General features: G+C 70.5%; 1 protein-coding gene (running past one end of the window). It reads left to right on the top strand.

Annotation, left to right across the window (positions count from 1 at the left end):
- Positions 1-23,136, top strand: partial view of a non-ribosomal peptide synthase/polyketide synthase gene (locus H4687_RS34840; RefSeq protein ID WP_192781755.1) — the 3' portion only. Its footprint begins 447 nt before the window's first position; the window shows 23,136 of its 23,583 coding nt (coding positions 448-23,583); the start codon falls outside the window, past its left edge; its stop codon occupies positions 23,134-23,136.

The raw sequence follows: 23,136 nt of genomic DNA, 5'->3' as shown, positions 1-23,136 counted from the left end.
CTGGCCGCCGAATGGCCGCTGCGGGTACGCCTGTTCAAGCTGACCGAGCAGGACTGGGTGCTCGCCCTGCTCTTCCACCACATCGCCTGCGACGCCTGGTCCACCCAGATCTTCGCGCGCGATCTCAGCGCCTTCTACCGGGGCGAGGAGCCGGCCACCGCACTGCCGGTGCAGTACGCCGACTACGCCGCCTGGCAGGCCGCGCGCACCGACGGGCCCACGTCGGAACCGCACCTCGCCTACTGGCGCGAGCAGCTCGACGGACTGGCCCCGCTCGAACTGCCCACCGACCGGCCGCGCCCGCCCGTGCGGGGCACGGACGGTGCGACCGCCCGCTTCGCGCTGCCCGACGATCTCTCCTCCCGGCTGCGCGACCTGGCCGCCACCCACCGCACCACGCTGTTCACGGTGCTGCTGACCGCGTACCAGACGCTGCTGTCCAAGTACACCGCGCAGACCGACGTCGCGGTCGGCACCGTGGTCTCCGGACGGGTGCGCCCCGAACTGCAGGAGCTCATCGGATACGGCGTCAACAGCCTGGTGATGCGGGCCGTGTGGGACGGGGACCCGCGGTTCAGCGGTCTGTTGGACCGCAACCGTTCCGTCGTCCTGGACGCCTTCGACCACCAGGAGACACCGTTCGCCCGCCTCGTCGACGAACTCCAGCCCGAGCGGGACCTCTCGCGCGCGCCGCTGTTCCAGGCCGCCTTCACCCTCCACGAGTCCCGGACCACCGCATACGACCTGCCGGGCCTGACGGTCGAGCCCTTCGACGTCCCCGCCTCGGTGGCACGGTTCGACCTCCAGCTCCAGATCGAGGAGTCCCCGGACGGTTCCCTGCGCGGACAGTTCGAGTACGCCACCGCGCTCTTCGATTCCCGGACGGCCGAGCGGTTCGCCCGCCACCTGGTGCGGCTGCTGCACTCCGTGGCGTCCGCCCCGGACGCCCGCCTCTCCGAGCTTGCCGTACTCGACGAGCCCGAACTCGCCGTCCTCATCAACGAGCTGACCGACAATGCGGTCGATCCGCGACTCGTCCACGAGGTCTTCGAGGCCCAGGCCGCCGCCACCCCCGACGCGGTGGCCGTGACGGCCGACGGCGTCGCCCTGACGTACGGCGAGCTCAACGCCCGCGCCAACCGCATCGCCCACCGGCTGATCGCCCTGGGCTGCGGCCCCGACCGGCTGGTGGGCATCTGCGTGGAGCGCGGCCCCGAACTGATGCCTGCGATCCTCGGCGTCCTCAAGTCCGGTGCCGGCTACCTTCCGCTCGACCCGGCCAACCCGGCCGACCGCCTCGGGTACGTCCTGGGCGACGCCGGAGCCGTCGCCGTAGTGACCGAATCCGCGCACGCCACGATGCTGGAGGGCATCCATGACGGTCCCCTCGTCGTCCTCGACCACGAGCGGGAGACCGAGGCGTGGGCGGCGCTACCGGACTCGGATCCGGCGGTGGCTGGTCACCCTGATCAGTTGATCTACGTCATCTACACCTCCGGCTCCACCGGTCGCCCCAAGGGCGTCTGCCTCAGTCACCGCAACGTGTTGCGACTGCTGACCACCGCGTACCGTCACTACGGTTTCGCCGCCGACGACGTGTGGCCGCTGTTCCACAGCTACGCCTTCGACGTCTCGGTGTGGGAGATGTGGGGCGCCCTGCTGCACGGCGGCCGACTCGTCGTCGTGCCTGCCGCCGTGACCCGCTCGCCCGACGAATTCCTCGACCTGCTGGTTGAGCACCAGGTCACCGTGCTCAACCAGACACCGTCCGCGTTCCGCGCCCTGGTCTCCGCGGCCGCCGACGGTGACGAGCGCGTCGACCGGCTCCGGCTGCGGGCCGTCGTGTTCGCCGGGGAGAAGCTCCAGGTCCCCGACCTCCAGCCGTGGGTGGACCGGCTCGGCCTGGACAGTCCGGCCCTGCTCAACATGTACGGCATCACCGAGACCACGGTCCACACCACCTACTACAGGGTGGGCCCCGCCGACCTCGGAGCCGACGTCGGCAACCCCATCGGCGTCCCCCTCGACGACCTCAGGGTGCATCTGCTCGACGCCTGGGGCCGGCCCGTCCCCGTCGGCGTCTTCGGCGAGATCCACGTCGCCGGCCCGGGTGTGGCCCGCGGCTACCTCGGCCGCCCCGCACTGACCGCCGAGCGGTTCGTGCCCGACCCCTACGGCCCGGCCGGCTCCCGCCTCTACCGCAGCGGCGACATCGCCCGCCGCCTGCCCGACGGCTCCCTGGAGTTCCTCGGCCGCGCCGACGGCCAGATCAAGATCCGTGGCTACCGTGTCGAACTCGGCGAGATCCAGGCCGCGTTGATGGAACTCGACGGTGTCCGCGACGCCGTCGTCGTACTGCGCGAGGACACCCCGGGCCAGAAGGAACTGGTCGCCTACACCGTGCTCGCCGCGGAGATCTCCTACGAACCGGCCGAGCTGCGCGAACTCCTCGGCGGCAGCCTGCCCTCGTACATGGTCCCCGCCGCGTTCGTCACCCTGGAGCGCCTGCCGCTCACCACCAACGGCAAGCTCGACCGCCGCGCCCTGCCCGCCCCCGGCGGCAGTGCCCGGCGGGCCGGCGGCACCTACACCGCCCCGCGCACGCCCACCGAGGAGCGACTGGCAGCGGTCTGGGCGCAGGTGCTCGGCCTGGACCGGGTGGGCGTCGACGACGGCTTCTTCGAACTGGGCGGCGACTCGATCCGCGCCGTCGCCCTGGTCGGCGCAGTCCGCTCGGCCGGTTACGACATCGCCGTCCGCGACGTGTTCGAATACCGCACCGTCGCCCGTCTCGCCGAACTGCTCACCGGCCGCCCCGTTCCCGCCGTGATCACGGAGCCCGTCCGGCCCTTCGCCCTGATCGGCGCCGAGGACAAGGCACGGCTCCCGGAGAGCGTGGTCGACGCCTACCCGCTCTCACAGGTCCAGGCCGGCATGGTGCTCGAGATGTCCGTCGAGAACGGACAGAACAACTACCACAACGTCACCAGCTTCCGGATCCGTGACGAGCGCCCCTACGACCACGCGTCGCTGGTCGCCGCCGCGCGGATCGTAGTGGCCCGGCACGAGGTGCTGCGCACCTCCCTGTCGCTGGACGGTTACTCCGTCCCGATGCAGCTGGTCCACGCACACGCCGAGATGCCGGTGGGCACCCAGTCGCTGCGCGGCCTGACCGAGGTCGAGATCAGGGCCGCCGTGCGCGCCCACACCGTGCGCGAGCGCGCCCGTGTCTTCGACCTGGCTGTGCCCACCCTGATGCGGCTGTACGCCCACGACACCGGCAACGGCAGCTGGTGGCTGTCGATCACCGAGTGCCATCCCGTCCTGGAGGGCTGGAGCCACCACTCCCTGCTGATGGAGATCCTCGACGTGTACGGCGCCCTCCGCGACGGCCGCCCCGTCGAGGAGCCCGAGCGCCCCGCCACTCGCTTCGCCGACTTCATCGCAGCCGAACAGGAGTCCCTCGACTCCGCCGACGACCGGGCCTACTGGAGCCGCGTCGTCGCCGACCACGCCCCGCTGGAGACCCCGACCGGCTGGGGCGACGCCCCCGACGCGCCGCGCGCCACCCACCAGGCCGCCGTTTCCGTCAGCGATCTGGAGAAGCGGCTGCGGGCGCTCGCCGGGCGGGCCCGGGTGTCGATGAAGAGCGTGCTGCTGGCGGCGCATCTGAAGGTGATGAGCCAGCTGACGCACGAGACGGCGTTCCACACCGGCCTGGTGTGCGACGCCAGACCCGAACTTCCGGGCGCCGACCGCGTCTACGGCATGTACCTCAACACACTGCCCTTCGCCTTCGAGGCAGGCCGCGCGGCCACATGGCGGGAACTGGTGACCCAGGTGTTCGCCGCCGAGGTCGAGCTGTGGCCGCACCGCCACTACCCGATGCCCGCCGTGCAGCGCCTCTCCGGCGGTGGGCAACTGCTCCACGTCTACTTCAACTACCAGGACTTCCACCAGGTCGACACCGATGTCGTCGACCACGAGGCCGCGATCGACGACAGCCCGACCGAGTTCCCGCTGACCGTCTCCAGCCGGGGCGGCCAGGTGATCGTCACCGCCCATGGCCGTGTGGTGTCGCGTGCGAACGCGGAGCGGATCGCGTCGATGTACCGGCTGGTGCTGGAGGCGATGGCCGCCGACCCGGACGGCGACGCGCGGGCGGTGTACCTGCCGGTGGGTGAGCGGTCATCGGTGCTGGAGCGCTGGAACGACACGGAGAGCGACGTACCGGCCGGCTGTGTGCCGGAGTTGTTCGCGGCGCGGGCTGTCGAGGTTCCGGGCGCGGTGGCGGTGACCTCGGGTGGCGTGTCGCTGTCCTACGCGGAACTGGACGAGCGGTCCTCGCGGTTGGCGGGACATCTGGTGTCGCTGGGCGTGGGCGCCGGTGACGTGGTGGGCGTGCTGCTGGAACGCGGCGTCGAACTGCTGGTGACACTGCTCGCCGTACAGAAGTCCGGTGCCGCGTATCTGCCGCTGGACGCCGGGCATCCGGCCGCACGGCTGGCCGGCATCGTCGAGGACGCCGCACCACGCGTCCTGGTGACACAGCAATCACTGGCCGCCACGGTCTCCGAGATTCACCAGGGCGTGCGGGTCCTGGTCGACGGTGACACGACCGACTCGGTGGAGCCGAAGGCGTTCTCGCGTCCCACCGACCCTTCCTCGGTGGCGTATGTGCTGTACACGTCGGGCTCGACCGGCCGCCCCAAGGGAGTCCAGGTCACCCACGGCGCACTGGCCAACCTGCTCACGGGCATCCGACGCGTCCTGGGCGAGCCGACGAGCGTCGAGTCGTGGCTGGCATCGACCTCCGTGTCCTTCGACATCTCCGGACTGGAGCTGTACCTGCCCCTGATCGACGGACACCGCGTCGTCATCGCCGAGCAGGACACGGACCTGGTGGACCTGATCTCCACCGAGTCCGTCACCCACGTACAAGCCACCCCCTCGGGCTGGAAACTCCTGCTGGAATCCGGCTTCGGCACCCGTCCCGTAACCGCTCTGGTGGGCGGCGAAGCCCTGCCCGTCGAACTCGCCCGCGAACTACGGGACCGGGTCGCACACCTGGTCAACGTCTACGGGCCCACCGAAACAACCATCTGGTCCACAGCCTGGAACGTCCCCGCCCAACCGACGACTGTCTCCATCGGCGCGCCGATCGACAACACCCGCCTCTACATCGTCGACTCCCTCATGCAACCCGTCCCCGTCGGCGTGACCGGCGAACTGTGCATCGCCGGCCACGGCATCGCACAGGGCTACCTCAACCGACCCGCACTCACCGCCGAACGCTTCACACCCGACCCCTTCGGACCAGCCGGCACCCGCCTCTACCACACAGGAGACCTCGCCCGCCGACTCCCCGACGGCGACATCGAATTCCTCGGCCGCACCGACCACCAAGTGAAAATCCGCGGCCACCGCATCGAACTCGGCGAAATCGAATCCCGACTGCTGACACACCCCGCAGTCAAAGACGCCACCCTCATCGCCCGCACCGAGAACACCGGCGACACCTGGCTCGTCGCCTACCTCATCCCCCACACCACCGTCGACCACAGCGAACTGCGGTCCCACCTGGCCCAGACCCTCCCCGACTACATGCTCCCCGGCACCTACGTCGAACTCGACACCTGGCCCCTCAACACCGCCGGCAAACTCGACCGCAAAGCCCTCCCCACACCCGAACGAAGCGATGAGAGGCCATACATCGCCCCACGCACCGAAGCCGAGACACGGATCGCCGAAGCCTGGGCCACCGCACTCGGCCTGACAAACGTCAGCGTCGAGGACAGCTTCTTCGACCTCGGCGGCGACTCCATCCGCGCGATCGTCCTCGTCGGCGCGATCCGCTCAGCAGGCTTCCAAGTCACCGTGCAGGACATCTTCGAACACCGCACCATCGCCGAACTCGCCGACCACCTCGACGGACGAAACGACCCCGTCGAAACAGACCACTTCGTCCAGCCCTTCGACCTGATCAACGACACCGACCGCCACCAACTGCCCACCGGCGTCGTGGACGCCTACCCCATCTCCCAGGTCCAGCTCGGCATGCTCGTGGAAATGTCACTCGGCGAAGAACGAGCCGCCTACCACAACGTCGACGCCTTCCGCATCCGCGACAACCGCCCCTTCGACGCCACCGCACTCCAGCAAGCCACCGACGAACTCCTCACCCGACACGAAGTCCTACGCACCGGCTTCGACCTCACCACCTACTCCCAACCCCTCCAACTCATCCACGCCACAGCGGACCTGCCGGTCGGCATCGCCGGACTCGACGACGACACCTGCGAGAACGAGCAGCGCACCACGCCGTTCGACACGGCGGTGCCGCCGCTGATCCGCGTCAACGCGCTCGTCGGTGACGACCACGAGTGGAAGCTCGTCTTCACCCACGCCCACCCGATCCTGGAGGGCTGGAGCTACCACGCGCTCCTCACCGAACTCCTGGATCTGTACCGCGCGTTCAGGGACGGCCAGGAGATCGAGCCGGGGCAGCGCGGCGGCAGTCGCTTCGCCGACTTCATCGCCGCCGAGCAGGAGTCGGTGAACGCCGGTGCCGACCAGGCGTACTGGCAGCGCATCGTCGGCGACCACGCAGCACTCGCCATGCCGGCCGGCTGGGGCGACGAGTCCGTTCCGAACGGCACCGCCCACCGCTTCCCGATCCAGGTCCACGATCTGGAGGAGCGGCTGCGGGCGCTCGCCGGGCGGGCCCGGGTGTCGATGAAGAGCGTGCTGCTGGCGGCGCATCTGAAGGTGATGAGCCAGCTGACGCACGACACGGAGTTCCACACTGGCCTGGTGTGCGACACGCGCCCCGAACTCCCCGGCGCCGACCGCGTCTACGGCCTGCACCTCAACACGGTCCCGTTCCCGTACGAGGCGGGCCGTGCCGCCACCTGGCGGGAACTGGTGGCCCAGGTCTTCGAGCAGGAGACCGAGCTGTGGTCGCATCGCCGCTACCCCCTGCCTGCCATCCAGCGCGATGCCGGTGGCAGCCGCCTGTTGGACGTCTACTTCAACTACCAGGACTTCAGCCAGGTCGACGGCGACGAGATCGACGAACTCGGCGACATCGACGAGGTCCCGACCGAGTTCCCGCTGATGGTCGCCACCCGGAACGGCTACATCGTCCTGACCACCGACGGCCGTGTGGTGTCGCGTGCGAACGCGGAGCGGATCGCGTCGATGTACCGGCTGGTGCTGGAGGCGATGGCCGCCGACCCGGACGGCGACGCGCGGGCGGTGTACCTGCCGGTGGGTGAGCGGTCATCGGTGCTGGAGCGCTGGAACGACACGGAGACCGACGTACCGGCCGGCTGTGTGCCGGAGTTGTTCGCGGCGCGGGCTGTCGAGGTTCCGGGCGCGGTGGCGGTGACGTCGCGTGGCGTGTCGCTGTCCTACGCGGAACTGGACGAGCGGTCCTCGCGGTTGGCGGGACATCTGGTGTCGCTGGGCGTGGGCGCCGGTGACGTGGTGGGCGTGCTGCTGGAACGCGGCGTCGAACTGCTGGTGACACTGCTCGCCGTACAGAAGTCCGGTGCCGCGTATCTGCCACTGGACGCCGGCCACCCGGCCGCACGGCTGGCCGGCATCGTCGAGGACGCCGCACCACGCGTCCTGGTGACACAGAAGTCGGTGGCCCGGACGGCTACCGAGATCCACGACGGCATCCGGATTCTCGTGGACGGTGATCCGGATGCGGTCGGCTCGGCACAGCCGTTGCCCCGGAAGGTGACAGATCCGTCGGCGGTGGCGTATGTGCTGTACACGTCGGGCTCGACCGGGCGCCCCAAGGGAGTCCAGGTCACCCACGGGGCGCTGGGCAACCTGCTCGCCGGCATCCGACGCGTCCTGGGCGAGCCGACGAGCGTCGAGTCGTGGCTGGCATCGACCTCCGTGTCCTTCGACATCTCCGGACTGGAGCTGTACCTGCCCCTGATCGACGGACACCGCGTCGTCATCGCCGAGCAGGACGCAGACCTGGTGGACCTGATCACAGCGGAGTCCGTCACCCACGTGCAGGCCACCCCCTCGGGCTGGAAACTGCTCCTCGAAACCGGCTTCCGAAGCTCTACAACCGTGGCCCTGGCCGGCGGCGAAGCCCTGCCCGTCGAGCTGGCCCGCGAACTACGGGACCGGGTCGCACACCTGGTCAACGTGTACGGGCCCACCGAAACAACCATCTGGTCCACAGCCTGGAACGTCCCCGCCCAACCGACGACTGTCTCCATCGGCGCGCCGATCGACAACACCCGCCTCTACATCGTCGACTCCCTCATGCAACCCGTCCCCGTCGGCGTGACCGGCGAACTGTGCATCGCCGGCCACGGCATCGCACAGGGCTACCTCAACCGACCCGCACTCACCGCCGAACGCTTCACACCCGACCCCTTCGGACCAGCCGGCACCCGCCTCTACCACACAGGAGACCTCGCCCGCCGACTCCCCGACGGCGACATCGAATTCCTCGGCCGCACCGACCACCAAGTGAAAATCCGCGGCCACCGCATCGAACTCGGCGAAATCGAATCCCGACTGCTGACACACCCCGCAGTCAAAGACGCCACCCTCATCGCCCGCACCGAGAACACCGGCGACACCTGGCTCGTCGCCTACCTCATCCCCCACACCACCGTCGACCACAGCGAACTGCGGTCCCACCTGGCCCAGACCCTCCCCGACTACATGCTCCCCGGCACCTACGTCGAACTCGACACCTGGCCCCTCAACACCGCCGGCAAACTCGACCGCAAAGCCCTCCCCACACCCGAACGAAGCGATGAGAGGCCATATATAGCTCCACGCACAGATGCCGAGGCCAGGATCGCTGGTGCCTGGGAGAACGCTCTTGGGCTTGGGCGGGTCAGTGTCGAGGACAGTTTCTTTGACCTCGGCGGCGACTCCATCCGCGCGGTGTCGCTCGTCGGAGCGCTCAAGTCGATCGGCTACAGCCTGACCGTTCGCACGATCTTCACGTACCAGACAGTCGCCGAGCTGGCCCGCCATCTCTCGGCTCAGGAGCCTCAGGAGGAGAGCTTGTCACCGTCGGAGAACGACACCCGTACGGCAACCGCCGACGCGGCGGATGCACTGACCGGGGCGCTCCGTGCAGCGGGCATCGACCTCGGGTCCGGTGGCCTCTCCGAGAACACCTCGGTGGCGGACCTGCTCGCGTTGCTCCAGCAGAAGCAGGCCGAGCCGGAGCCGACCCCCGTGCCCGACGGCCGGGGGGAGGCGGGCACCGCCCCTTTCGCCCTGGTGCCGCCTGAGGACCTCGACCGAATATCCGACGGCCTGGCGGACGCGTATCCGCTCTCGCAGGTCCAGACGGGCATGGCGGTCGAGGTGCTCCTCGAGGACGCCGGTGACGACTACCACCGGGTGACGTCGTTCCGGGTCCGGGACGAACACCCCTTCTCCCGCGAGGCACTTCACTCGGCGGCACGTACGGTCGTCGCGCGCCACGAAATCCTGCGGACGTCCCTCGCCCTGACCGGATTCTCCGTGCCCCTGCAACTCGTGCACCCCGAGGCGGAGGTTCCCTTCGCCGTCGAGGACTTCACCGAGTTGGACGAGCCGGCCACGCGGGACGCCGTCCGCGCCTACATCAAGCGCGAGGAGGACAGCCCCTTCGACCTCGGGACGGCGCCGCTCCTGCGCGTGGCCGGCCTGGTCGAGGGCGCCGACTCCTGGTCGCTCGTGCTCACCCACAGCCACATCATTCTGGAGGGGTGGAGTCATCACTCGCTCCTGATGGAGATCCTGGACGTCTACCGTGCGGTGCGTGACGGGCAGGACCGGGACGCCGGTCACGAAGCCGTGGACGTGCGGTTCGCCGACTTCATCGCCGGTGAACTCGCGTCCCTCGACGACGACGCCGACCGCGCCTACTGGCAGCGCGTCGTCGACGAGCACTCCGCGATGGCGCTGCCCGCGGGCTGGGGCGACGCAGCCGCCCAGGGCTCCTCCTTCCGGGTTCCCGTCGCGTACGGCGACCTCGAAGACGGCCTCCGTGCCCTCGCCGAGCGGACCCGCGTCTCGATGAAGAGCGTGCTCCTCGCCGCCCACCTCAAGGTGATGAGCCAGCTCACCGAGGAGGACGCCTTCTCGGCCGGCCTCGTCTTCGACGCCCGGCCAGAGCTTCTCGGCGCGGAGAAGGTGCTGGGCATGCACCTCAACACCCTGCCGTTCGCGCACCGGCGTGGCGCACCCACCTGGGCCGGTCTCGTCCGCCAGGTCTTCGAGCAGGAGATGGACCTGTGGGAGCACCGCCGCTATCCGCTGCCGTCCATCCAGCGGCTGACCGAGTCCGGGCAGCCCGTCGTCGAGGTGCTCTTCACCTATCAGAACTACCACCAGGTCGACACCGGTCTGATCGATGTCGGCGCCGAACAGAGTGACACCACCTCGCAGTTCCCGCTCGCCGTCACCACCCTCGCGGGCCACCTGATGCTGACCGCGGACAGCAAGACCCTGTCCCGGCCGAACGCGGAGCGGATCGCGTCGATGTACCGGCTGGTGCTGGAGGCGATGGCCGCCGACCCGGACGGTGACGCGCTGTCGACCCGCCTCCCCGGCGACGAACGTGTGCACGTCGTCTCCGGATGGAACGACACGGAAACCGACGCGCCGGCTGGTTGCGTGCCGGAGTTGTTCGCGGCGCGGGCTGGTGAGGTTCCGCGCGCGGTGGCGGTGACCTCGGGTGGCGTGTCGCTGTCCTACACGGAGCTGGACGAGCGCTCGTCACGGCTGGCGGGACATCTGGTGTCGCTGGGCGTGGGCGCCGGTGACGTGGTGGCTGTGCTGCTGGAACGCGGCGTCGAACTGCTGGTGACACTGCTGGCAGTACAGAAGTCCGGCGCCGCCTACCTCCCGCTGGACGCCCGCCACCCGGCCGCGCGGCTGGCGGGCATCGTCCAGGACGCCGGACCGCGCGTCCTGGTGACACAGGAATCGCTGGCAGCGACGGCTTCCGAGATCCACGACGGCGTGCGGATCCTGGTCGACACGGACGCGGATGCGGTCGCCTCGGCGCGGCCGTTGCCCCCGAAGGCCACAGATCCGTCGGCGGTGGCGTATGTGCTGTACACGTCGGGCTCGACCGGCCGCCCCAAGGGCGTCCAGGTCACCCACGGCGCACTGGCCAACCTGCTCACGGGCATCCGACGCGTACTGGGCGAACCGACGACTACCGAGTCATGGCTGGCATCGACCTCCGTGTCCTTCGACATCTCCGGACTGGAGCTGTACCTGCCCCTGATCGACGGACACCGCGTCGTCATCGCCGAGCAGGACACGGACCTGGTGGACCTGATCACAGCGGAGTCCGTCACCCACGTACAAGCCACCCCCTCGGGCTGGAAACTCCTGCTGGAATCCGGCTTCGGCACCCGTCCCGTAACCGCTCTGGTGGGCGGCGAAGCCCTGCCCGTCGAGCTGGCCCGCGAACTACGGGACCGGGTCGCACACCTGGTCAACGTGTACGGGCCCACCGAAACAACCATCTGGTCCACAGCCTGGAACGTCCCCGCCCAACCGACGACTGTCTCCATCGGCGCGCCGATCGACAACACCCGCCTCTACATCGTCGACTCCCTCATGCAACCCGTCCCCGTCGGCGTGACCGGCGAACTGTGCATCGCCGGCCACGGCATCGCACAGGGCTACCTCAACCGACCCGCACTCACCGCCGAACGCTTCACACCCGACCCCTTCGGACCAGCCGGCACCCGCCTCTACCACACAGGCGACCTCGCCCGCCGACTCCCCGACGGCGACATCGAATTCCTCGGCCGCACCGACCACCAAGTGAAAATCCGCGGCCACCGCATCGAACTCGGCGAAATCGAATCCCGACTGCTGACACACCCCGCAGTCAAAGACGCCACCCTCATCGCCCGCACCGAGAACACCGGCGACACCTGGCTCGTCGCCTACCTCATCCCCCACACCACCGTCGACCACAGCGAACTGCGGTCCCACCTGGCCCAGACCCTCCCCGACTACATGCTCCCCGGCACCTACGTCGAACTCGACACCTGGCCCCTCAACACCGCCGGCAAACTCGACCGCAAAGCCCTCCCCGCACCCCAGGCCCCCACACAGGCCGAGTTCACAGCCCCACGCACAGACGCCGAAACACGGATCGCCCAAGCCTGGGCAACAGCACTCGGCCTCGAGCAGGTCAGCGTCGAGGACAGCTTCTTCGACCTCGGCGGCGACTCCATCCGCGCGATCGTCCTCGTCGGCGCGATCCGCTCAGCAGGCTTCCAAGTCACCGTGCAGGACATCTTCGAACACCGCACCATCGCCGAACTCGCCCACCACCTCGACGGACGAAACGACCCCGTCGAAACAGACCACTTCGTCCAGCCGTACGACCTGATCAGCAACACCGACCGCCACCAACTGCCCACCGGCGTCGTGGACGCCTACCCCATCTCCCAGGTCCAGCTCGGCATGCTCGTAGAAATGTCACTCGGCGAAGAACGAGCCGCCTACCACAACGTCGACGCCTTCCGCATCCGCGACAACCGCCCCTTCGACGCCACCGCACTCCAGCAAGCCACCGACGAACTCCTCACCCGACACGAAGTCCTACGCACCGGCTTCGACCTCACCACCTACTCCCAACCCCTCCAACTCATCCACGCCGACATCACGCACTCCGTCCCGGTCACCGACCTGACAGGCCTCTCCGGGGACGCGTTCACGGCAGCGTTGCGCGCGGTGAACGAGGAGGAGAGCGCCACCGGTTTCGACCTCGGCCGGCCGCCGCTGCTGCGGGCCCGCGCCGTGCTGGAGGACGACGAGTCCTGGTGGCTGGTGCTCACCCACGCCCACCCGATCCTGGAGGGCTGGAGCTACCACTCGGTCATGACCGAGCTCGTCTCCTTGTACGGGCAGCTGGTGGATCACGGCGAGTTCGAGCCGGCCCGCCCCACGCCGAGCCGGTACGCGGACTTCATCGCCGCCGAGCTCGCCTCCCTGGACGACGAGGGCGACCAGAGCTACTGGCGTGCTGTCGTCACCGACCATGCCGGATTCGAACTGCCGGCCGCCTGGGGCGACCCGCTTGGCGCGGACGCCGAGACGTACGAGAGGCACCAGGCGCACGTGCCGGTGCACGATCTGGAGCCGAGGCTGCGGGAGCTGGCCACGGCCGCGGGGGCGTCACTCAAGAGCGTCATCCTCGCCGCGCACCTCAAGGTCGCCGCCCAGCTCACGGAGGAGGAGTCGTTCTTCACCGGGCTGGCCTTCGACGCACGCCCGGAACTCCCGGGTGCCGACCGGGTCGTGGGCATGCACCTGAACACCGTGCCGTTCCCGTACGACCGCACGGCGGTCACCTGGCGCGAGCTGGTGGCCCAGGTATTCCGCCAGGAGAGCGAGCTGTGGGCGCACCGGCGCCACCCGCTGCCCGCGATCCAGCGCGCGGTGGGCGGTAACCGGCTGTTGTCCACGGTCTTCAACTATCTCGACTTCCACCAGGTGGACACCGCGGTGGTCGACGAGGACGCCAGCGTCGGCATCGGCTCGACCGAGTTCCCGCTGGCCGTGGTCGCTCGCGGCGGCTACGTCGGACTGCGCACGGACACCCGCCATCTCGGCCGGGCGGAGGTTGCCCGGCTCGCCGAGATGTACCGCCTGGTGCTGGAGGCCATGGCGGCCGATCCCGAGGGCGACGCCCGGGGCACGTTCCTCTCACGGGCCGACCGGCAGCTCGTCCTCCCCGCGGCCAATGCCGTGGAGCAGGCCGACGAGGACCTGCTGGAGTCGGCCGGTCTCGTGGCGCCGGCCCATCCTGTGGGGCAGGCCGCCGACACCCTGCACGGCCTCTTCGCGGCGCAGGCCGCGCTCTGCCCCGACGCCGGGGCGGTGACCGCCGACGGCACGACCCTCAGCTACGCACAGCTCGACGCCCGCGCCAACCGCATCGCGCACCGGCTGCGTGAACTCGGTGTCGGAGCCGAGTCCGTGGTCGGCCTGTGCCTGGGACGCGGCGCCGGGCTCGTGCCGTCGCTGCTGGGTGTGCTGAAGGCGGGCGCCGCCTATCTGCCGCTGGACCCGACGCAGCCCGCCGCCCGCCTCGCCGCGATGGTCGAGGACCTCGGGCCCAAGGTGGTCGTCACCGAGACCGCGTACGCCTCTGTCGCCGAGGCCGCCCACCCGGGCGCGCTGATAGTCGTCGACGGCACGGACGCGAAGCTGCTCGACGAGCTCCCGGACACGGAGCCGGACCAGGTCACCGACCCGGTGCAGCTGGCGTATGTGATCTACACGTCGGGTTCCACCGGTACGCCGAAGGGCATCGGTGTCACCCACGCCAACGCAGTGCAGCTGATGCGCGCCACCGCCGAGCGGTTCCCCCTCGACGAGCGACACGTGTGGCCGCTCGTGCACAGCTTCGCCTTCGACGTCTCGGTCTTCGAACTGTGGGCGGCGCTGCTGCACGGCAGCCGGATCGTCGTGGTCGACGCCGAAACCGCACGTGACCCGGACGCCCTGCTCGACCTGGCGGTGAAGGAGCGGTTCACCGTACTGCTGAACAGCCCCTCAGCCTTCCGCGGCCTCGCGTCCGCCGCCGAACGGGGCGACGAGCGGCTCACGCGGCTCCCTCTGAGGGCCATGTTCTTCGGCGGTGAGAAGCACACCGGTGCGGCGCTCGCCCCCTGGACGCGGCGTTTCGGGCTGGACGAGCCGCAACTCGTGGAGCTGTACGGCCCGACCGAGACGACGGTGCAGGTCACCCACCACCGGATCACCGGGGCCGACCTGGACGCCGCCGCCATCCCGCTCGGGCGCCCGCTGCGGGGCTCCCATGTGTACGTGCTCGACCGGGAGGGCCACCTCGTGCCCGCCGGCGTGCCCGGCGAGTTGTACATCGGCGGTCCGCAGGTCAGCCGGGGCTACGTCAACCGCCCCGCACTGACCGCCGAGCGCTTTGGGCCGGATCCGTTCGGCGAGCCCGGGGGCCGCCTCTACCGCACCGGCGACATGGCCAGGCTGCTGGCCGACGGCGGCATCGAGTTCCTCGGACGGGTCGACGACCAGGTCAAGATCCGGGGCCACCGGGTCGAACTGGGCGAGATCCAGGCCGTGCTGAACGCGCATCCGGCGATCCGTCAGGCCGTGGTGGTCACCGACTCCACCGCCCCCGGCGACCCGAGGATCGCCGCGTACGCGGTGGCCGCCGACAGCCCCCTTCCCTCGCCCGCCGAACTCGCCGAGTACTGCAGGACCCGGCTGCCGGAGTACATGGTCCCGGCCGCCTTCACGGCGCTCGAGCGGATACCGCTGATCTCGAACACCAAGGTCGACCGCAAGGCGCTGCCCGCCCCCGACTGGGCGTCGGTCACGAACCAGGCGTACCTCGCGCCCCGCACCGAGGCCGAGCACCGCATCGCCGCGGTGTGGTCCGAGGTGCTGGGCCTGGAACTGGCCGGTGTCGAGGACAACTTCTTCGAGGTGGGGGGTGACTCGATCCGCGCCGTCACCCTGGTGGGCGCGCTGCGTGCGGCCGGCTTCCTCCTGACCGTGCGCGATGTCTTCGACGCCCGTACGATCGCCGGGCTGGCAACTCTGGACCCGGCAGGTCGCGACAGCGCGCCCTTCAAGGCGGTGCGGCCGTTCGCGCTGGTTCCCGAGGCCGATCGGGACTCCCTGCCCGCCGGACTGGCGGACGCGTACCCCGTCTCCCAGGGCCAGCTTGGCATCCTGGTGGAACAGCTCGCCGACGCCGAGGCGCTGAAGTACGTCAACGTCAGCGCGTTCCGGATACTCGACGAGCATCCGCTCGACCTCGCCGCGCTGCGCGCCGCCGTGGTCGAACTGGCTTCCCGGCACGAGGTGTTGCGCACCTCGTTCGCGCTGACGGGCCACTCGGTTCCGCTGCAGTTCGTCCACCGCGACGTCGACCTGCCGGTCGCGGAGGGTGATCTGCGCGGACTCGACGAGACGGCGCGCGCCGCGGCCGTCCGGGACTTCGTCGCCGGGGAGCGGGTCAAGCCCTTCCCGGCGGACGCCCGTTCGCTGCTGCGCGTCACCGCACTGCTGGAGGACGGCGCCTGGTGGCTGGGGCTCACCCAGAGCCACGCCATCACCGAGGGCTGGAGTCACCACTCGATGGTGGCGGAGCTGCTGGAGCTGTACCGGTCCTTCCGCGACACGGGTGGACCGGGGCCGTGGACCCCGCCCGGCGTGCGCTACGCCGACTTCGTGGCCAGTGAGCTGGAGGCACTGGCGAGTGACGAGGACCGTGCGCACTGGCTGGCGGTGACCGCCGACCACGAGCCGTTCGAACTGCCCGCCGGACTGGGTGACGCCGCGGCCGAGCCGGAGTCGTTCACGGTGCGGGTGCCGTTCGCCGACGTCGAGCCCGGCCTGCGTGAGCTGGCCGGGAGGGCGCGGGCGTCCATGAAGGCGGTCCTGCACGCCGCGCACCTGTCCGTGCTCGCCCGGCTCACCGGGCAGGAGCGGTTCAGCGCCGGCCTCGCCACCGACGCCCGGCCCGAGGCCGCGGGCGCCGAGCGGGTGCTCGGCATGCACCTCAACACGGTGCCGTTCGCCTTCGACCGGGGCGCCCGCACCTGGCGGGAGCTGGTCGAGCAGGTGTACCGGCGCGAGGCGGCCGACTGGGCGCACCGCCGCTATCCGCTGCCCGCCATGCAGCGGGACGTGGGCGGCGACCGTCTGGTGGACGTCACCTTCAACTACCAGGACTACCAGCGGATCGACACCGGCGAGATCGACACCGGCGCCAGTGACGGCGCAGCCGCCACCGAGTTCGCGCTGATCGTCACCACCACCGGTGGCCGGCTGAGCCTGACCACGCACACGGGAGTACTCAGCCGGGCCGAGGCCGAGCGGATCGCGGCGATGTACCGCGCGGTGGTCGTGTCGATGGCCGCCGACGCGGAGGGCGGGGCCCTGGCCCCGCTGTCCCCGGGTGAGGGGGACCTGCTGCTCCGCTGGGGCACCGGAGCCGCCGGCCGCGACACCGGGACCGTCGTCGACCTGTTCGCCGGGCAGGCCGGGCGCCGTCCCGACAGCACCGCCGTCTCGTACGGCGACACCGAGGTCAGCTACGCCGGTCTGGACGCCTGCACCGACGGCCTCGCCGCGCGGCTGCGGGAAGCGGGCGCGGGCCCCGAGACGGTCGTCGCGGTCAGCATGGAGCGCTCCGCGCTGCTGCCGGTGGCGCTGCTCGGGGTCCTCAAGACGGGCGCCGCCTACCTGCCGGTGGACCCCGCCTACCCGGCCGAGCGCAAGGAGTTCATGTTGCGTGACTCCGGCGCGGTGGTCCTGGTCACCGACGGCCGCCCGGACGTCGCACCCGACAGCTGGGCCGGTCCCGTCGTACCGGCGCGGCTCGACGACCGGCCCGGGGCGGAGCCGCACCGATTCCCGCCGGTCCACCCGGACCAGCTGGCCTACGTGATGTACACCTCCGGTTCCACCGGCATCCCCAAGGGCACGATGGTCACGCACCGGGGTGTCGTCCGTACCGTCACCGAGGACGCCAACCTCGAAGTGGGCCCGGGCGACGTGGTGGCACACGCCTCCAGTGTGTCCTTCGACGCGGCCACCGCCGAGATCTGGAGCGCCCTGCTCAACGGTGCCCGACTGGAGATCCTGGACCGGGACACCGTCCTGGAGACCGAGGCCCTCGCGGCCGCCCTGCGGCAACGCGGCATCACGACCCTGTTCCTGACGACATCGCTGTTCAACCATGTGGCGCGGGCGATGCCCGAAACGCTCGGCACGCTGCGCACGGTCGGCTTCGGTGGCGAGGCGGGTGACGCCGCCACCGTACGAGAACTGCTGCGCACCGGCGCTCCCGCGCGGCTTGTCAACATGTACGGCCCCACGGAGAACACCACGTTCTCGTCGGTCGCGGTGGTGGGCGCGATGGACGACCGGGCGACCTCGGTGCCGATCGGCCGCCCGGTCCACGGCTCCACCGTGTACGTCGTCGACAGCCAGTTGCGCCTCGTGCCGCGAGGCGTGCCCGGCGAGCTGTGCGTGGGCGGCGCCGGAATGGCCCGCGGCTACCACGGCCGTGGCGGGCTCACGGCCGACAGGTTCGTGCCCAACCCGTTCGGCGCCCCCGGTGAGCGGATGTACCGTACGGGCGACCTGGTGCGCTGGCTGCCGGACGGCACGCTCGACTTCCTCGGCCGCGCCGACCACCAGGTGAAGCTGCGCGGGCATCGCATCGAGCTCGGCGAGATCGAGACGGCGCTCCACGGTCACTCCGCAGTCACCGCCGTGGCCGTGGTCCTCCGTGAGGACGCGCCCGGTGACAAGCGGCTGGTCGCCTACACGACCGCGGCGCCGGACGCGGCACCCTCGCCGGTCGAACTGCGGGAGCACCTGCTGACCCGGCTGCCGGACTACATGATCCCGGCCGCCTTCGTGACCCTCGAACGGCTGCCGCTCACCGCCCACGGGAAGCTCGACGTCCGTGCGCTGCCCGCACCGGACGGCGCCGCGCTGGCGGCGGCCGAGGAGATCACGGCGCCTCGCAACGACGCCGAGCGGCGCATGGCGGACGTATGGCAGGAGGTACTCGGCCTGGCCCGGGTCGGTGTCGAGGAGAGCTTCTTCAACCTCGGCGGCGACTCGATCCGCGCGGTCACCCTGGTGGGCGCGCTCAGGACCGCCGGCTTCCGGGTGACGGTCGGCGACGTCTTCGAGCACCGTACGATCGCGCGACTGGCCACGGCCGGTGACGGGCGTACGGCGGACGAACTGCGGTACGTCGAGCCGTTCGCACTGATCTCCGCCGAGGACCGGGCGCTGCTCCCGGACACGGTCACCGACGCCTATCCGCTCTCGCAGCTCCAGACCGGCATGCTGGTCGAGCAGCTGAGCGCCACGGGCACCGGCACGTACCACCACACCACGTCGTTCGACATCAAGGACGGACGCGCGTTCGACCGCGCCGCCCTCCACGAGGCAGCGCAGATCGTCACCGCCCGGCACGAGGCACTGCGCACCGGGCTCGACCTCGACACGTACTCCGTGCCGATGCAGCTGGTGTACACGCACGCCGAGATGCCGGTGGCCTTCCACGACCTGACCGGGCTCGACGAGGACCAGGTCGCCGCCCGAGTGGCGGAGATCAGCACGGCCGAGCAGGAGAAGGCCTTCGACGTGACCCGGCCGACGCTGCTGCGGCTCGCCGCGGCGGCCGGCGACCACGGCTGGCGTCTGTTCATCAGCCTCAACCACACCATCATCGAGGGCTGGAGCCACTACAACATCTGGATGGAGGTGCTCACCGTCTACGGTGAGCTCCGCGAGGGCGGCCGGCCCGTGGATCCCGAGCGGCCCCAGGTCCGATTCGCCGACTTCATCGCCGGCGAGCAGGAGTCGCTGGCCTCGGCCGACGAGCGTGCCTACTGGAAGGGCGTGGTCGACGACCACGCCAGGTTCACCCTGCCCACGGCCTGGGGCGAGGAGCCGGAAGACGGCAGCGGACCCCGGACCTTCTCGGTGGAGGTGTCCCTGCACGACATCCAGGACCGGATCCGCGCGGCGGCCAGGGCGGCCGACGTCCCCCTCAAGAGCGTGTTGCTCGCCGCCCATCTGAAGGTGATGAGCCAGCTCACCGAGGAGGACGCCTTCCACAGCGGCCTGGTGTGCGACGCCCGTCCCGAGGCCCCGGGCGCGGAGCAGGTCATCGGCATGTACCTCACCACGCTGCCGATCCCCTTCCGGCGCGGCGCCCGCACCTGGCGGGAGCTGGTCCAGCAGGTGTTCGCCACCGAGACGGAGCTGTGGCCGAACCGCCGCTTCCCGCTTCCCGAGGTGCAGCGCGAGGCCGGCAGCCGGCGCATCATCGACGTGTTCTTCAACTACCTGGACTTCCGGCAGGTCGACACCGACCTCATGGACATGAGCAGCAGCGTCCGTGAAGGAGGTACCGAGTTCGACCTCGCCGTCACCACGCTGGCCGGCGAACTCGGGCTGCTGACCAACACCCTGGTCATGACCCGTGCCGAGGCCGAACGTCTCGGCGCCATGTACCGGGCGGTCCTGGACGCGATCGTCGACGACCTCGACGGCGACGCACGGGCCGTGTACCTGCCGGAGGGTGAGCGGGAACGGCTGCTCGAAGAGTGGGCCGGCACAGCGGACACCGGCTTCGACAGCCGTCCCGTTCACCATCGCTTCGCCGAGCGTGCCGCGGCCGCTCCCGACATGGTCGCCGTGGTCGTCGGCGAGGACCGTACGACGTACGGCGAACTCGACGCGGCCGTCAACCGGATGGCCCGTCATTTGCTCGAACTGGGCGTGCGCCGGGGCGACTTCGTCGGTGTCCTCACCGAGCGGGGCATCGACCAGCTGGTCGCGGTGCTCGGTGTGCTCAAGGCCGGAGCGGCCTATCTGCCGCTCGATCCGGAGGCTCCGCGTGAGCGTCTCGCCCACCAGCTCGGCGACAGCGGCGCCCCCGTCCTGATCACCCGGGAACGGTGGCTGGCCGGGATGCCCGACACCGATGCCCGGGTGGTGTGCACGGACCGGGACGCGGCGGTGATCGCGTCCCGCCCCGCCGGCGATCCGCGGGTGGAGGTCGACGGCGACGACCTGGCGTACACCATCTACACCTCGGGCTCGACGGGCCTGCCCAAGGGTGTCCTGGTCACCCACCACGGCCTGGCCAACTACCTCGACTGGGCGCTCGGGTACTACGGCATGGACGGTGAGCACGGGGCCCCGATGTTCGGGTCGATCGCGTTCGACCTGGCAGTGCCCAGCTTCCTCCTGCCCTTGATCTCGGGCCGCGACGTGAGGGTCGTTCCCGGTGACCGGGGACAGGAGGCACTTCCCGAACTGCTCCGTGGCGAGGGGGACTTCAGTATCGTGAAGATCACCCCGGCCCACCTCGACCTGGTCACCACCGAGATCGGCGAGCCGGGCGGCATCGACTCCGTGCGCACCTACGTGGTGGGCGGTGAGGAGATGAAGGCGGAGTCCGTCGCCGCCTGGCGGCGGGTGGCGCCGAACGCCCGGATCGTCAACGAGTACGGCCCCACGGAGACCGTTGTCGGCTGTGTCGTCCACGACGCGACCGAGACCGTGGATCTCACCCAGCCGGTACCGATCGGCCGGCCCATCACCAACACCCAGGTGTTCGTGCTGGACACCGACCTCCGGGCGGTACCCGTCGGCACGGTCGGTGAGCTCTACCTCGGTGGTGCCGGAGTCGCCCGCGGCTATCACGGGCGTCCCGCCCTGACGGCGGAGAAGTTCGTGCCGCACCCGTTCACCGACGCTCCGGGCAGCCGCCTGTACCGGACGGGCGACCTGGCCAGGTTCCGTGCGGACGGCACCCTGGACTTCCTGGGCCGCCGCGACGACCAGGTCAAGATCCGCGGCTACCGGGTCGAACTCGGCGAGATCGAGTCGGTGCTGCTGCTCGCGCCCGGTGTCAAGGAGGCCGTGGTGCTCGCCCGTCAGGACACGGACGGCGACCGGCGGCTGGTCGGCTATGTGGTGCCCGAACAGGGGCACGCGCCGACCCGGGCCGAACTCGTCGAGCACCTGCGCACCAGGCTGCCCGCCTACATGGTCCCGCAGGTGTTCGTCCCCCTGGACGCACTGCCCCTCGCGGTCTCCGGAAAGGTCGACCGCCGGGCACTGCCCGCGCCGGACCGGTCCGAACCGGGCTCCGGTGTTCCCTACCGGGCGCCGCGCACCGGGACCGAGTGCCTGCTCGCCGATGTCTGGTCGACGGTGCTCGGCGTCGAGCGGATCGGCCTGGACGACAGCTTCTTCGGACTCGGCGGCGATTCCATCCGGGTGCTTCCGGTGATCTCCGCGGCGCGCAGGGCGGGCCTCGTCCTGTCTCTGAGCACGCTCTACGAGAACGAGACCCTGGCCGAACTCGCGGCGGCGGTCGATCCGCCGGCCGCCGCACCCGGCCCGGAGGCCGACGCGGACGCGCTCGCCGAGGCGCTGCGCCTCGTGCAGGCCCACCAGGACGCGCTCGGAGTGCGGGTGGTCGCCGAGCGGCCGGCCGAACTGCCGTCTCCGGAGGCGGCGATGGCCCAGTATCAGGTGCCCGGCGTCAGCATCGCCGTGATCCGCGGAGGCGAGATCGCCCAGACAGGGGCCTATGGCGTCACCCGCGAAGGCGGGGCGGAACGGGTCACCCCGGACACGCTCTTCCCGGCCGGGTCGATCAGCAAGCACGTCACCGCACTCGGCGTGCTGCGGCTCGCCAAGGACGGGGTGATCGACCTCGACGAGGACGTCAACCGGTATCTGACCTCCTGGCAGATACCGGACACCGACCCGGCCGACCCGGTCACCGCCGAGCGACTGCTGCGCTTCACCAGCGCGGTCAACAACCTCGCGGACAACCCGGACGACCACTACTACGCGCCCGACGAGCCGCTGCCGACCGCCCTGGACGTGCTGCTCGGCCGTGCCCCCGCCAAGACCCCGGCCGGCCGGCTGGACGGCGTCCCCGGCAGGGTGTTCCTGAAGAACAACATCAGCTACACCGTCCTCCAGCAGCTCATGGAGGACGTCACCGGCACCCCGTTCGCGGATCTCATGCGGGAACTGGTGCTGGAGCCCCTCGGTATGACGGACAGCCACTACGTCACCGCGGATCCGCGCGGCCTCGGCCACCCCGTGGCGTACGGGCACGACGCTCCCGGCGTCCCGCACCCGGGCGGCTGGCAGGCCCACCCCGAGTCGGCCGCGGCCGGGCTGTGGACCACCGCGGCCGACCTGGCCAAGGTCACCGTGGAGATCGGGCGGGCCTACCGCGGACTGCCCTCGCCGGTGCTCACCCGCGAGCTGACCGAGCGGATGCTCACCATCGTCGAGCCCTGCCACTTCTACGGGATGGGCGTGTTCGTCGACGGTTCCGGCGGCGGACTCGACTACGGCCACACCGGCCGGACCGCGGGCTACCGGGCCATGGCGCTGAACCAGATGGAGTCCGGCACCGGACTGGTGATGCTGGCCAACGCCGAGCACGCGAGACCCGTCCTGAAATGGCTGATGACGGCCGTGCGCGAGCAGGACCGCTGGGCCGCGCAGGGCGAGCTGGCCCGGCTGTGGGAGGTGGGGCGGGTCAACCCCGACGCCCAGGACTGA

The organism is Streptomyces stelliscabiei, assembly GCF_014873495.1.
Taxonomy (GTDB): domain Bacteria; phylum Actinomycetota; class Actinomycetes; order Streptomycetales; family Streptomycetaceae; genus Streptomyces; species Streptomyces bottropensis.
This window is presented reverse-complemented; position numbering and strand designations above follow the sequence as displayed.